This window comes from Streptomyces sp. ME02-8801-2C, assembly GCF_033793965.1.
GTDB lineage: Bacteria > Actinomycetota > Actinomycetes > Streptomycetales > Streptomycetaceae > Streptomyces.
Window position 1 is genome coordinate 68,995 of sequence record NZ_JARAXP010000024.1, and the last position, 13,743, is coordinate 82,737.

Annotated in this window: 14 protein-coding genes; 7 read left to right on the plus strand and 7 right to left on the minus strand. The window is 66.8% G+C overall.

The genetic code is table 11. From position 1 onward, the window contains the following. Window positions 1–50 precede the first annotated feature (50 nt). Window positions 51–1,199, minus strand: coding sequence for a hypothetical protein (locus PV396_RS40820; RefSeq protein ID WP_319213397.1), 1,149 nt, complete (start codon window positions 1,197–1,199; stop codon window positions 51–53). Between the two features lie 49 nt (window positions 1,200–1,248). Beyond that, the gene (locus PV396_RS40825) at window positions 1,249–2,646 is read right to left on the minus strand and encodes a condensation domain-containing protein (protein ID WP_319213398.1); all 1,398 of its coding nucleotides are present in this window, start codon (window positions 2,644–2,646) and stop codon (window positions 1,249–1,251) included. A gap of 217 nt (window positions 2,647–2,863) precedes the next feature. Here PV396_RS40825 and PV396_RS40830 point away from each other — a divergent pair, with 217 nt between their 5' ends. Further along, the gene (locus PV396_RS40830; RefSeq protein ID WP_319213399.1) at window positions 2,864–4,018 is read left to right on the plus strand and encodes a nucleotidyltransferase family protein; all 1,155 of its coding nucleotides are present in this window, start codon (window positions 2,864–2,866) and stop codon (window positions 4,016–4,018) included. Between the two features lie 22 nt (window positions 4,019–4,040). Beyond that, on the plus strand, window positions 4,041–4,721 hold the full coding sequence (locus tag PV396_RS40835) for a response regulator transcription factor (RefSeq protein WP_319213400.1): 681 nt from the start codon (window positions 4,041–4,043) through the stop codon (window positions 4,719–4,721). Window positions 4,722–5,087: 366 nt separating this feature from the next. Here PV396_RS40835 and ychF read toward each other — a convergent pair whose 3' ends face one another. Beyond that, window positions 5,088–6,176 carry a redox-regulated ATPase YchF gene (ychF, locus tag PV396_RS40840; RefSeq protein ID WP_319213401.1) on the minus strand — a complete coding sequence of 363 codons (1,089 nt, stop codon included), beginning with the start codon at window positions 6,174–6,176 and terminating at the stop codon, window positions 5,088–5,090. Between the two features lie 379 nt (window positions 6,177–6,555). Between ychF and PV396_RS40845 the strand changes: the two genes are divergently transcribed. Beyond that, window positions 6,556–6,963 (plus strand): DUF6542 domain-containing protein, encoded by a 408-nt coding sequence (locus tag PV396_RS40845; protein WP_319213402.1) that lies wholly within the window; start codon window positions 6,556–6,558, stop codon window positions 6,961–6,963. Window positions 6,964–7,021: 58 nt separating this feature from the next. Here the strand turns inward: PV396_RS40845 and ppgK are convergent, their stop codons facing one another. Continuing rightward, window positions 7,022–7,768 carry a polyphosphate--glucose phosphotransferase gene (gene ppgK, locus PV396_RS40850; protein WP_319213403.1) on the minus strand — a complete coding sequence of 249 codons (747 nt, stop codon included), beginning with the start codon at window positions 7,766–7,768 and terminating at the stop codon, window positions 7,022–7,024. A gap of 29 nt (window positions 7,769–7,797) precedes the next feature. Beyond that, the gene (locus tag PV396_RS40855; RefSeq protein WP_319213404.1) at window positions 7,798–8,832 is read right to left on the minus strand and encodes a 4-hydroxy-3-methylbut-2-enyl diphosphate reductase; all 1,035 of its coding nucleotides are present in this window, start codon (window positions 8,830–8,832) and stop codon (window positions 7,798–7,800) included. Window positions 8,833–9,021: 189 nt separating this feature from the next. On the opposite strand from PV396_RS40855, the gene xseA reads away from it, so the two are divergent. The 3 genes from xseA (at window position 9,022) to PV396_RS40870 (ending at window position 11,196) form a co-directional block, all read left to right on the plus strand. Continuing rightward, the gene (gene xseA, locus PV396_RS40860) at window positions 9,022–10,230 is read left to right on the plus strand and encodes an exodeoxyribonuclease VII large subunit (protein ID WP_319213405.1); all 1,209 of its coding nucleotides are present in this window, start codon (window positions 9,022–9,024) and stop codon (window positions 10,228–10,230) included. Between the two features lie 9 nt (window positions 10,231–10,239). After that, entirely contained in the window at window positions 10,240–10,476 is a 237-nt protein-coding gene (locus PV396_RS40865; RefSeq protein ID WP_319213406.1) for an exodeoxyribonuclease VII small subunit, read from the plus strand. A gap of 129 nt (window positions 10,477–10,605) precedes the next feature. Beyond that, window positions 10,606–11,196, plus strand: a complete 591-nt coding sequence (locus PV396_RS40870; RefSeq protein ID WP_319213407.1) for a malonic semialdehyde reductase — start codon at window positions 10,606–10,608, stop codon at window positions 11,194–11,196. Window positions 11,197–11,281: 85 nt separating this feature from the next. Here PV396_RS40870 and PV396_RS40875 read toward each other — a convergent pair whose 3' ends face one another. Beyond that, window positions 11,282–11,812 carry a DUF4245 domain-containing protein gene (locus PV396_RS40875; protein ID WP_319213408.1) on the minus strand — a complete coding sequence of 177 codons (531 nt, stop codon included), beginning with the start codon at window positions 11,810–11,812 and terminating at the stop codon, window positions 11,282–11,284. A 127-nt stretch (window positions 11,813–11,939) separates the two neighbouring features. On the opposite strand from PV396_RS40875, the gene glpX reads away from it, so the two are divergent. Continuing rightward, entirely contained in the window at window positions 11,940–12,974 is a 1,035-nt protein-coding gene (gene glpX / locus PV396_RS40880) for a class II fructose-bisphosphatase (protein ID WP_319213409.1), read from the plus strand. Between the two features lie 225 nt (window positions 12,975–13,199). Here the strand turns inward: glpX and PV396_RS40885 are convergent, their stop codons facing one another. Then, window positions 13,200–13,571 carry a WhiB family transcriptional regulator gene (locus PV396_RS40885; protein ID WP_319213410.1) on the minus strand — a complete coding sequence of 124 codons (372 nt, stop codon included), beginning with the start codon at window positions 13,569–13,571 and terminating at the stop codon, window positions 13,200–13,202. Window positions 13,572–13,743: the final 172 nt, after the last annotated feature.

The window sequence follows — 13,743 nt, forward strand, 5'->3', positions numbered from 1 at the left end:
CTACCGGAGATGCGGTTTTCTTAAAATTTCATATTGCTTTGCAAGTGCTTTTAAATGCACTCGCGGACCTCGTCGGGCCAGTTCCGGACATCCATGCCGAAATGATGCAGGAACGCATAGGCGATGCGCTCCAAGCCAAATGCCGCACACCCCGTGAAAGCAGCGTCACCGACCGAACTGGACAAGTCGAACGCCTCACCCAGCTTCTGGCCGTGCAGATTGAACGAGGCGGCGGCGACGCTGCGACCGCCGCCCACCGGCAGCAGCAGCTCGTACTTCAACTCGAGCGCTCGCTGCGACCAGACCTTCTGGGCCGCCTGGACGCTGAGGAAGAACGGATCGCTCGCCGTCTCACAACGGCCAGGCAGCCCCAGCCGCTGAGCGGTGTCCCAGACGGCCCGCATGATGTCCTTGCGCGCCTGGGTCACATACTCCTGGTCGCCCATGAACACCACCTCGCGCATGGTGAACTCCCAGAGGCGTTCCAACGAGCGGTGATAACGCGACTCATGCCTGAAGCACTTCCCCACCGCCGTCACGGCCTTACCCGATTCCGGCATACGGGTGCCCGAGTACTGCTGGTAGACGTGGTAACAGACCGCCGGTGACAGGACGTGTCCGGCATGGGTGCCGTGCCGCTCCAGCGCCTCGGCCGCCGCCGCACCTGGGTCCTCGGTGTGGGATGCCGCCTGGATCTCGTCGATGAAGTCCCGGTAGTGGTCCGTGTCGCCGTGCAGGCGGCTGGCGCCCAGCAGGAACTGCGGGAACGACGAGACGTACCCGCTACGGCACAGAACATCCGTCGGTATCAGGGACGGGTAGCTGCGCAGCTCCGCGCCGAGGAGCCGGACGGCGATGTCCGTGAAGGTCCTGTCCAGGTACGAGAGGAGGCGGATGAGCGTGTCACCGAATCCGAACTGGCCGACTCCGCTCTCCGTGACCAGTCCGCCGGCCAGCATGCGGTCGAAGAGACCGTCGTCGGCCGGGTTTTCCCGGTGGGGAGATCTCCACAGTTCACGCGCCTTGATCGCGCGTTGCGGGAGCACGTCGCCGGCCACCATCTCGCCGATCTTCCGCGTCAGCTCACCAGGGTCCACCGGACGCGCGGTGGCCACGTCCACCGCCGTCACGCCCGATTCGTCGGCCACCAGGCTGAACGTCTCGATGTCCTCGGTGACGAAGAACATCCGCTTGGACATCTCATCGGCCAGATGAAGAGGAACCGGTGACTGAAGTGCTACCGAGTACTCATGCACAGCTGCCCCCCTCGACCTGTGCCAGCAGATGGACCAGATCCTTTTCCATGCCCCTCAGAAACTCCTCCATGTCGCGGCTGGAGAACATCCTGGTGTTGGCTCTCAAATACGCAGTCGTCTCCTGCGGATCGGACGAGACGGAGAGATAGAAGTTCATGTCCTCCTGATCCAGTCCGGCGCCTTTGGTGATCCTGGTCTCAGGTAGAAGGACGCGCGCCCGGGCCGCCTCCTCATCCGGCTCGTCGATGGCTGCCGAATTCCGCTCCGCCATGACGTTCACCGCGCAGGAGACATCGGGAACGAAACCCCGTTGTGCCGCCTTTTCTGCCAGTGCGGGAGCCAGATGATCGGGGTCGTACTGACCGTAGAAGATCCCCTTGGAGATCAGTGGGTCGACTTTCCGGATGGTGCCGGGGAGCGAACTGTCCTCGACGGCCACGTACAGGGGGAAGTTCTGTGTCAGAGTGCCGTACATCGCGGCCCACTTGCGCCCATATCTGTTGTGGTTGAACACCAGGAAACCGGCTCCTGGGTGCCCGGTGCGCCCACAGAGAAGTACAGCGGTGAGTCCGGTGAACACCGCGCTGACGCTCACGTCGAGTCGGCGCGCCACGCAGTAGGCTGCGACGGAAACCGCCTTCGACTTCATCCATACTTCTCTGAATTGGGGATACTCGGGGGAATTTCGCGGTTTCGGGCAGGACACCGGACCGAAGAGGGACAGCTGCTCCGTCCAGTAGTGGACCGACTCAAGAGACCGTTGTTCTCCGGCGGTGCTGCGCTCGAACTCGACCCGTTCCGAAGGGTGCGCGAGAGAATCTGCCGACGGCGCCGGCTCTCCGTCGAGCAGTGCGCCAAGCACCAGCCCCAGATCCTTGCTCAGCCGCTTGAGCCCCCAGGAGTCGACAGCCATGTGAAAGATGGACAGAATGGCCCGACACGGCACTCCCCCGTCGGTCACGACAGCAGCTCGAAGAGAAATCTCCGGCGGCGTGAAAGGCGTCCCTGACAGAGAATCGGAGACTTGGCGCGCGAGGTCCGTGAGGTCTCGCCCATCGGTTTCGTGGACTTCCACACGCAGTACGCCGTCCCGGGCCACTGCCTGGCGCGGGGTTCCGCTCTCATCGACGTAGAACCGGGTTCTGAGCGTTCGGTGCCGACCGATCAACTCGCCGATCGCTTCCACGGTCGTTTCAAGGCTGAGTCCCTGCGGGACATCGACCGCTGTCCTCATGTTCATGCGCTCTATATGGGGGGCGTTCAGGTCGATGACCCGCCACAACCATTTCTGGGCCCACGTGAGCGGAAAGTTGCCTTCACCCGAGCCGGAGAAAGGGACTGTGTGGACGGTTGTGGGGCGCATTACCGAGGCAGCATACTGAGATTTCACAGCTCCCTCTCCTCCACGCTTCGAGGAAATTTTGCCAGGTTTTCCAAGGATGCAAGCAGACACGTGGCAAGCCGGTCAATCCGCGATCGCAAACATGGCCACAGTCGGCCAACCTGACGAGAAACCGTTTTCGACAATTTTCCGCCGGGTAGCTTCGAAGCCTCCCCCCGTGACACGGGACATTACGTCACTCATGATGTAACGAAGGGGCCAAGTGATGTCGATGGAGTTCGAAGGACGGACCATGAGGCCCGAAATCAACCTCCTGCTGACACTTTCTCGGTTGAGTCTTTCCACAACTCAGGTGGAGCATTGCAGGACGATCCTGAGAAACTACCAGGAAGTCTTCGACTGGGGCTTCTTCATCGATCAGGCAAGTCGCCACAGAGTGCTCCCACTGATCGGCAGGAACATCTCGAGGAATCGCCTCCACTACAACCCCGAGGGCGTTCCACTCATCCCTTACCGATGGCTCTTCGAATCCGTCCACTACGCCAACACGAAACGCAACGAAGCTTTGTCGGTCGAATTCGGCGAATTTTTCTCCGAACTCAACGGGACGGGAATCCCCTACGCGGTCCGCAAGGGTCCTGTCCTCGCGGAGACGCTCTACGGCGATCCGGGGCTGCGGCGCATGTACGACCTCGACGTGCTCGTCTCCAAGGAGCATCTCGCCGATATCGCGCGCATCCTGGAGCAGCGCGGCTACGCCCGGGGCCGGGTGTCCGCGGACGGCACCACTGTCGAACCGTTCACCCGCGGCACACGCGTGTTCTGGCGAATGCACGTAAGCAACGAGTTGCCGTACGTGAGGATTTCGGAGGATCCGGCGGCCGACGTGTTCGTCGTCGACGTGTGCCTCGACCTCTTCCAGAAGAACGCCGACGGACGACTCACAGTGGCGGACGTGCTCGACCGGCGAACGCCCGTCCGACTGTGCGGCGAGCAGTCGTTCGCACTGGACCTGCCGGACCGCTTCATCGATCTCTGCCTGCATTTCCGCAAGGAGGCCACCGCCCGCTACTACATCGAGTCCGGTGTCGACCTGCAGATACTCAAGTTCCTTGATGTAGCGCTGAGTTGCGAATTCATCACGGCGGCGGAAGCGTGGCCCGCCGTCCGGGAACGGGTGGTGGCCGGCGGAGTGGCGGATACCGTCTACTTCGGGATGCACCACGCTGCGCTCCTGTACCCCGAGGCCGTTCCGCCTGACGCACTCGCCGCGCTCCGTCCCGCGGACTGCGGCTTTCTCGACGAGTACGGGGCCGTCGACGGCAGTGTCGGCAAGTGGCGGGAGTCCTTCGTCGACCGCCTCTTCGCCAGGGACCGCAAGGGTGCGGTGCAGGGTGTTTCTACGGTGCCACGCGTGTAGCTCCATGAGGGAAGGAGAGCTGATGTCGACCGAGGTATTGAACCGCGAGCCTCGGCAGACCCACGTCCAGGTCGTCCTCTTCGCCGAGAGCGAGTTGATGAGAGCGGGTCTGCAAGCACTGCTCCACGGCTTGGAATCGGTCGCGCTCGACCAGGTGTGCGGGTCGTTGGCCAACCTTTCCGACGCACTATCGGTCCATGCGGTCGACGTCGTGGTCGTCTCCGGAGAACACTCGGCAGCGCTGTGCGCACCGCTGGTGCGGCACGCGGCCCATCCGCCGCTGGTCCTGGCACTTCTCACGGAGTCGCAGTTCAGCCATGGAATGCGCAGAGAGACCTTGCAGGCCGACGGATACGTACTCGAAGAGGGCCTCACGGCGGACGTCCTGGACCGGGCTCTGACGCAATTGATCAACAACGAGATGCCCATGCCGAGCCGTCTCGGCAGAAAGCTTCTCGCCTCGGCCACGGGGGATTCCGCAAAGCGTCAGTTGTCGGTGGCACCTCTCACCGTGCGTGAGCATCAGGCCTTGGTGCACGTCGTCGACGGCCTGAGCAACAAGCAGATCGCACGAAAACTGGGCATATCCGATAACGGCGTCAAACGCCTGATCAGCAGCGTTTTGTTGAAGTTGGGGGCCTCCAATCGAACGGCAGCGGCGGTGACGGCACTCGACCTGGGATTGGTCGATTCCGCCTTATGAGGGATTCAAAATGGCCTGCGCAGGTGTCTGGGTTGCGTCCAGGGAAGTGGTGTACGGGTTCGACCTGATCCGGGGGTTTGCTCCGGCATCGGGATGGTGCCCGCATAGATGAAACGACCACCGACTGATCTTCGAGAGGTCGAAGCGCGCGCTCATGTCCGCGGAGGCCGATGCCCTCAGCAACGCGGAATGCGGGCAGGTCAGCGACGAACGTCGGGCCGAGAAGCGGGTCGAGAAGCTCGCCGAGTCCCTCGGCGTCACCCAACTGTCCCAGAACGGGAAAAACCAAGGGCCCGACCCCGAAGAGTCGGACCCCTTTTTGACCTGCTTGTTTGCCAGATCGGCGAACTGGTACCAGGTCACCGTCTACACGTTGAAGCGGAACTCCACCACGTCCCCGTCCTGCATCACATACTCCTTGCCCTCCATACGCGCCTTCCCCTTGGCGCGGGCCTCCGCGACCGAGCCCGTTTCCACCAGGTCGTCGAAGGAGATGACCTCCGCCTTGATGAAGCCCTTCTGGAAGTCGGTGTGGATGACTCCGGCGGCCTCGGGGGCGGTGGCGCCCTTCTTGATGGTCCAGGCTCGGGATTCCTTCGGGCCTGCCGTCAGGTAGGTCTGCAGGCCCAGGGTGTCGAAGCCGACACGGGCCAGCGTCGCCATGCCGGGCTCCTCCACGCCGACCGACTCCAGGAGCTCCATCGCCTCCTCCTCGTCGAGCTCGGCGAGGTCCGCCTCCAGCTTGGCGTTGAGGAAGATCGCCTCGGCGGGGGCGACCAGGGCGCGTTGCTCGTTCTTGAAGTCCTCGTCGGTCAGCTCGTCCTCGTCGACGTTGAAGACGTAGAGGAAGGGCTTGGTGGTGAGGAGGTGCAGGTCGTGGAGGAGTTCCTCGTTGCCGGAGCCCTGGACGATGCCCGCGGAGAACAGGGTGTCGCCCTTCTCCAGGATCTCCTTCGCCGCCTCGACCGCCGCGACCTTCGGACCGATGTCCTTCTTGATGCGCGACTCCCGCTGGAGACGCGGCAGGACCTTCTCGATCGTCTGGAGGTCGGCGAGGATCAGCTCGGTGTTGATCGTCTCGATGTCGTCCTTAGGCGAGACCTTGCCGTCGACGTGTACGACGTTCTCGTCCTGGAAGGCGCGGATGACCTGGCAGATCGCGTCGGACTCGCGGATGTTCGCGAGGAACTTGTTGCCCAGGCCCTCCCCCTCCGAGGCGCCCTTCACGATGCCCGCGATGTCGACGAAGTCGACGGTCGCCGGAAGGATCTTCTGCGAGCCGAAGATCTCGGCCAGCTTCGCGAGGCGCGCGTCCGGGACGCCGACCACGCCGACGTTCGGCTCGATCGTGGCGAACGGGTAGTTGGCCGCCAGCACGTCGTTCTTGGTCAGGGCGTTGAACATGGTCGACTTGCCGACATTCGGCAGACCGACGATTCCGATCGTGAGCGACACGTTGCGACTTCCCGTACGAGAGGAGGGTGAGAGGGTGGAGACGATCCCTCAGTCTACGGGCTGCCGCGGACCCCGCCCGGCGCCGTATCGAACACATGGCCAAGGTCTGTACGTCGGCGTGTCCCGGGCGTTGGGCAGGCGCTCGCCGGGCGCGGGGTTCGGGATGTGTTCGGCGTGTCTGAGGGGCTGTCGGGTGCGGAGGCCCACCTAGGTTGGTCCAGTGGAGCAACACAGGATCCGACATCGTCCTCAGCAATCCGGCCCGGCCCGGCCCAGCCGCGGTGCCCCGCCGGCCCCGCGTCGCGGCCGTCCCACAGGGAAGGCGCAGGCCGGATCCCGGCGCCCCGCGGCCACCGGCGGACGGCCCGTCCCACCGGTCGTGCAGACGCTGCGGCGGCTGCCGAACCCCCGGCTCACCGGTCTCGGCGCCGGCCTGTTCTGCGCCGCCGTGATGTTCGCGCTCGGCTGTCTCGACCAGTTGCTGTTCGGGGCGTCCCTGACGGCGTACGGAGTGCTGTTCCTGCCGGTGTGTGTGCTGACCGCGGCCTGGGTGCGCGGCGCCGATCTGGCGACCGCGCCCGTGGTCGTACCCATCGCCTTCACCGTGGGCGTGCTGCCCCTGGCGGACGGCGACGGGATCCTGTCCCGTCTGATGGGCCTCGTCACCGCGCTCGCCACCGAGGCCGGCTGGCTGTACGGGGGGACGCTCGTCGCGGGCGTCATCGCGGCCGTGCGGAAGATCCGCCTGATGAACCGCCGGCCGGGACGGACCCGTACGCCCGTGTGAGGCGCCGGGTCCTACCGCCCAGGTTGCCCTGTTGCCCCCGCTACCCCTGCTCCCCCTGTTACGCCTTGTTCGCCGCGCGCATCGCCGCGCCCACGATCCCCGCGTTGTTCTGCAGCTGCGCCGGGACGATCTCCGCCCTGATCCCCTCGATCAGCGGCAGGAACTTCTGCGACTTGCGGCTGACGCCCCCGCCGATGATGAACAGGTCGGGGGAGAACAGCATCTCCACATGGGCCAGGTACTTCTGGACACGCTGGGCCCAGTGCTCCCACGTCAGGTCGTGGTCCTCCTTGGCCTTGGTGGACGCCTTGGTCTCCGCGTCGTGGCCGTGCAGCTCCAGGTGACCCAGCTCCGTGTTCGGGACCAGGACGCCCTCGCTGAAGAGTGCGCTGCCGATGCCCGTACCGAAGGTGAGGAGGAGGACCGTGCCTGTGCGGTCGCGGCCCGCGCCGAACTGCATCTCGGCGACGCCCGCCGCGTCCGCGTCGTTCAGTACCGTCACCGGGAGGCCGCCCAGCCGGTCGCTCAGCAAGGCGCGCGCGTCCGTGTCGATCCAGTTCTTGTCGACGTTCGCCGCCGTACGGATCGTCGAGCCGTCCGTGACCACGCCCGGGAAGGTGATCCCGACCGGGCCCGTCCAGCCGAAGTGGCCGACGACCTCCTTGACGCCGTCCGCCACCGCGTCGGGCGTGGCCGGGTGCGGGGTGAGCACCTTGAAGCGCTCCTCCGCGAGGTCGCCCCTGTCCAGATCCACAGGGGCGCCCTTGATCCCTGACCCGCCGATGTCCACGCCGAAGATGTGCATGGCTCTACGTTACGGCGTACGACTGACAGTCACTCACCCGAGGGGGGCGTAGCCGTCTTGACGGCGATACCCGTGCGGCTGGCCACCAGCTCCGCCGCCTCCGCGCGCAGATCGCGGCGCAGCTCCTTCGGCAGCGAGAACGTGATGGACTCCTCCGCCGCCTTGACGATCTCCACATCCTCGAAGCCGCGCTGCGACAGCCACTCCAGGACCTGCTCGACCAGGATCTCGGGGACCGACGCGCCCGAGGTGACGCCGACCGTCGACACGCCCTCCAGCCACGCCTCGTCGATCTCGTCGGCGAAGTCCACGAGGTACGCCGCGCGGGAGCCGGCGAGCTTCGCGACCTCGACCAGCCGGACCGAGTTGGAGGAGTTCTTCGAGCCGACGACGATCACCAGCTCCGCCTCCTCGCCCATCTGCTTCACCGCGAGCTGGCGGTTCTGGGTGGCGTAGCAGATGTCGTCGCTGGGCGGGGAGATCAGCTGCGGGAACTTCTCCTTGAGGGCGTCGACGGTCTCCATCGTCTCGTCCACGGAGAGGGTGGTCTGGGACAGCCAGACGACCTTCGACTCGTCGCGGACCTCGACCTTGGCGACGTCCTTCGGTCCGTCGACCAGCGTGATGTGGTCCGGGGCCTCGCCGGACGTGCCGATGACCTCTTCGTGGCCCTCGTGGCCGATCAGCAGGATGTCGTAGTCCTCGTTCGCGAAGCGGACGGCTTCCTTGTGGACCTTGGTGACGAGGGGGCAGGTGGCGTCGATGGTGGCGAGTTTGCCGGCGGCGGCCTCGTCGTGGACGACGGGGGCGACGCCGTGCGCGGAGAACATGACGATGGACCCCTCGGGGACCTCCGCGGTCCGCTCGACGAAGATCGCGCCCTTCTTCTCGAGGGTCTGTACGACGTATTTGTTGTGGACGATCTCGTGGCGGACGTAGATGGGGGCCCCGTACTGTTCCAGGGCCTTCTCGACGGCGATCACGGCGCGGTCCACGCCCGCGCAGTAGCCTCGGGGGGCGGCGAGCAGGACACGGCGGCGAGGCGAAGCGGTCATGTGAACCATCGTAAGGCCGGGGTCGGGGTGGCGATGGTTGGGTGGATTTCGCCCCCGCCGCCCCTACCCGTCCCATCCTGAACCTGGGGGCTGCGCCCCCAGACCCCCCTACGGCCCTGAACGGGCCTTGTCCTCAAACGCCGGACGGGCTGGAGATGCGGGCCGGTTGTTGTCAGTGGTGGCCGTTAGTCTCGCGGTATGGGTCTCAATACGTCCGCTGATGCTCCGCTGCCTGTCGGTGAGGTGTCGCGGCTCATCGGGGGGTGGATCGAGCGGCTCGGTGCCGTGTGGGTGGAGGGGCAGATCACCCAGTTGTCGCGTCGGCCGGGCGCCGGCGTGGTGTTTCTGACGCTGCGTGACCCCTCGCACGACATCTCCGTCGCCGTCACCTGCTATCGCCAGGTGTTCGACGCGGTCGCCGACGTGGTGAGCGAGGGGGCCCGCGTTGTCGTTCTCGCGAAGCCCGAGTGGTACGCGCCCCGGGGGCAGTTGTCGCTGCGGGCCACCGAGATACGGCCGGTGGGGATCGGGGAACTGCTCGTCCGGCTGGAGCAGTTGAAGAAGGCCCTCGCCGGCGAGGGCCTGTTCGCCGCCGACCGGAAGAAGGCGCTGCCCTTTCTGCCCCACCTCATCGGGCTCGTGTGCGGGCGGGCGTCCGCCGCCGAGCGGGACGTCCTGGAGAACGCCCGCCGTCGCTGGCCGGCCGTCCGTTTCGAGGTGCGCAACGTCGCCGTGCAGGGCGTGCACGCGGTGTCGCAGGTCGTCCAGGCGGTGAAGGAGCTGGACGATCTCGACGAGGTGGATGTGATCGTCGTGGCTCGTGGCGGCGGGAGCGTGGAGGATCTGCTGCCCTTCTCCGACGAGCAGCTCGTCCGCGCGGTCGCCGCCTGCCGTACGCCCGTCGTCTCCGCCATCGGGCACGAGCCCGACCAGCCGCTGCTCGACTTCGTGGCGGATCTGCGGGCCTCCACACCCACCGACGCCGCCAAGAAGGTCGTACCGGACGTGGGTGAGGAGTACGAGCGCGTGCGGCTGCTGCTCGATCGGGCCCGGCGGTGCGCCCACGCCTTCGTCGAGCGGGAGGAGCGCGGGCTCGCGCACGCCCTCGCGCGGCCCGTCATGGAGGACCCGCACCGGATGATCGACGAGCGGGCCGATCAGGTCGCCTCTCTCGCCGACCGGGCGCGGCGCACCCTGGGCCATCTCCTCGACCGCGCCGACTCCGAGCTGTCCCACACCCACGCGCGCGTGGTGGGCCTCTCCCCCGCCGCGACCCTGCGGCGGGGGTACGCGGTGCTGCAACAGGCCGACGGGCACGTGGTCCGGGATCCGGGTGAGGTGGCGGCCGGTGAGGCGTTGCGGGCGCGGGTCGCCGAGGGTGAGTTCACTGTCCGAGCCGATGTCTAGGGTGGGCGCATGACCAGCAACGTGAGTGAGGCGCTCGGCTACGAGCAGGCGCGGGACGAGCTGATCGAGGTCGTACGGCGACTGGAGGTCGGCGGTACGACGCTGGAGGAGTCCCTCGCCCTCTGGGAGCGCGGCGAGGAGCTCGCCAAGGTGTGCCGCCAGTGGCTGGAGGGGGCACGCAAGAGGCTCGACGCGGCGCTCGCCGGGGAGGAGGCGGAGGAGGCGGGGGATCGCGAGGAGGGGTAGCCCCTTCTTCTGTGTTTGTGAAGCGGGTCACCATCCCCTGACATTTGTTGAACTTTGAACTTCATCTTTGTACTGTCGACGACGTCAGCCGATCCCGCCGGATCCGACGTACGTCTACAGAAGGTTGCCATGTCCCTCGTTCTTGACCCCGCCGCCCAGGACCTGCTGTTCCGCGAGGCCCGTACCGCGAACACCTTCACCGACGAGCCGGTGTCGGACGAGCAGATCCAGGCGATCTACGACCTGGTCAAGTACGGCCCCACCGCCTTCAACCAGACCCCCCTGCGCATCACGCTGGTCCGCTCCGCCGAGGCCCGCGAGCGCCTCGTGCAGCACATGGCCGAGGGCAACCAGGCGAAGACCGCGACCGCGCCCGTGGTCGCGATCCTCTCCGCCGACAACGAGTTCCACGAGGAACTGCCGACCCTTCTCCCGGCCTTCCCCCAGGCCAAGGACCTCTTCTTCAGCGAGCGTTCCGCCCGTGAGAGCGCCGCTGGGCTGAACGCCGCCCTGCAGGCCGCCTACTTCATCATCGGTGTGCGCGCCGCCGGTCTCGCCGCCGGTCCGATGACCGGTGCCGACCTCGCGGGCATCCAGAAGGAGTTCCTGGACGACGACCACACTCCCCTGATGATCGTCAACATCGGCAAGCCTGGCGCCGACGCCTGGTACCCGCGCTCCCCGCGTCTTGCCTACGACGACGTCATCACCACCGTCTGAGACACGGCACGCTGTGAGTGCGACTGAGGCCCCCGGCTCCTGCCGGGGGCCTCAGTCGCGTCCGCCTGGTCTTACGTCCTGGTTCTTACGTCGTCCGCAGCGCCTGGGCCATCTTCGTCAGGCGGTCGAACGACGCCGTGCCCGTCACCACCGTCGTGGAGCCCTTCTCGCGCAGCACGAGCGCGTCGTACTGCCCGCCCTCGTACCGCGTCCACGTCGCGTCCCCGATCCGCTGGGTGACCTTCGTCTCGCGGGCGCCCTGCGTCGCCTCGCCGATGAAGACGGACGGCTTCTGCGCGGACTGCTCCACCGCCACGTAGTCGCCCTCGGCGTCGTGGAAACCGAGGTGCCACGCGTCGAAGTTCGCCCCCGAGAAGCGCACCGAGGTCGCCTTCCAGTCGGCCGACAGGCCCTGGGGCGCGGCCACCGGATAGCTCGCGGCGCGGCGAGCCGTCAGCAACTCGACGCGGTAGTCGACCCGTTTGAGGTCGGGAGCGGAGTCGTCGTGCGGGAGGAAGAGATAGATGACTCCCGCCGCGAGACTGATGACGCCCAGGGAGAGAATCATGTCCCTGGCCGTCTTCTGCTTGCCGTTCTTGCCGTTCGAACCTGCCACGCCCCCTATCGTCGCAGGTGCACCGGCCGCTCATCCGTGGGGCCCCCTGCTCATTTTGTCCGCCTAACGATAGAGTCGGGGCCAACACCCTCATCCGGCCGTCGCCGTATCAGAAAGGTGCGTCTCGATGACCGAGCATCACGATCTGCCGCCCGAACTCGAAGTCCCCTCCGAGGCTCCCGACCGCAACCTCGCCCTGGAACTCGTCCGGGTGACCGAGGCCGCCGCGATGGCCGCGGGCCGTTGGGTCGGCCGCGGCGACAAGAACGGCGCCGACGGTGCCGCGGTGCGCGCCATGCGCACCCTCGTCTCGACCGTCTCGATGAACGGCGTCGTCGTCATCGGTGAGGGCGAGAAGGACGAAGCGCCCATGCTCTTCAACGGGGAGCAGGTCGGCGACGGGACGGGGCCCGAGTGCGACATCGCCGTCGACCCGATCGACGGTACGACCCTGACCGCCAACGGCATGACGAACGCCATCGCGGTCCTCGCGGCGGCGGACCGCGGGTCGATGTTCGACCCGTCCGCCGTCTTCTACATGGACAAGCTGGTCACCGGCCCGGACGCCGCCGACTTCGTCGACATCAACGCGCCCGTCGCCGTGAACATCCGCCGGGTCGCCAAGGCCAAGCGCGTCACCCCCGAGGACGTCACCGTCGTCATCCTCGACCGGCCGCGCCACGTCGGCATCATCAAGGAGATCCGGGACACCGGCGCCCGCATGAAGCTGATCTCCGACGGCGACGTGGCCGGTTCGATCCTCGCCCTGCGCGAGGGCACCGGCGTCGATCTGCTGCTGGGCATCGGCGGTACGCCGGAGGGCATCATCTCGGCCTGCGCCGTGAAGTGCCTCGGCGGCACCATCCAGGGCAAGCTGTGGCCCAAGGACGACGCCGAGCGGCAGCGGGCGGTGGACGCGGGGCACGACCTCGACCGCGTGCTGACGACCGACGACCTGGTCTCCGGGGAGAACGTGTTCTTCGTCGCGACCGGGATCACCGACGGTGAGTTGCTGCGCGGGGTTCGCTACCGGTCGGAGACGGCGACGACGGAGTCGATCGTGATGCGGTCGAAGTCGGGGACGGTGCGGCAGATCTCGTCCGAGCATCGGCTCAGCAAGCTGCGGGCTTACAGCGCGATTGACTTCGATCGCGCCAAGTAATCCTGGCGCGCCAAGTAACCCTGGTGCGGGGGGACTTCAGGTTTGCGGGTGGGTGCGGGTTCGTCGTGGCTTGTCGCGCAGTTCCCCGCGCCCCTATCGGGCGCATCCTCGCGCCTGCATCCCCGCCGAGCCAGGGCCCGGCCATGGGAAGGGGGCGCCCTCTGTGCGGAGAGGGTGCCCCCTTCCCATGACCATGTATGTGTATGCGTATGTGGCCCTGTACGGTCAGCCGGCCGCGGCTATCGTGCCGTGGGCCGTTTTCTTGAGCTCCATTTCGCGGCGGCGCCGCCTGGCCAGGACCACGCGGCGCTCGGCTGCGGTCAGGCCACCCCAGACGCCGTACGGCTCGGGTTGCAGCAGGGCGTGTTCGCGGCACTCGACCATGACCGGACAGCCACCGCACACACGCTTGGCCGCCTCCTCCCGGGAGAGCCGGGCCGCGGTCGGTTCCTTGGAAGGGGCGAAGAAGAGACCCGCCTCGTCGCGCCGGCACACCGCCTCGGTGTGCCACGGGGCGTCCTGGTCCCTCTCTCGCACTGGCACCCGCTGGGGCGGAACGGCAGCGACCTGCAGGGACGAATGCGGCGGTTGCAGCACGGTCTACTCCTGACGACGGCTTCTTCGCGAGCTGGAGGGAGCCGTGGGGCCCACGTGGACCGGGGCGACGGGTCCGGGGCGTCCGGGACGTGCGATCGCAAGGTGCGCGCATGCCGGGCGTACCGGGTTCCGCGTGAAGCCCACGGCACCCTCCAAGAGACGATGCAGCAAG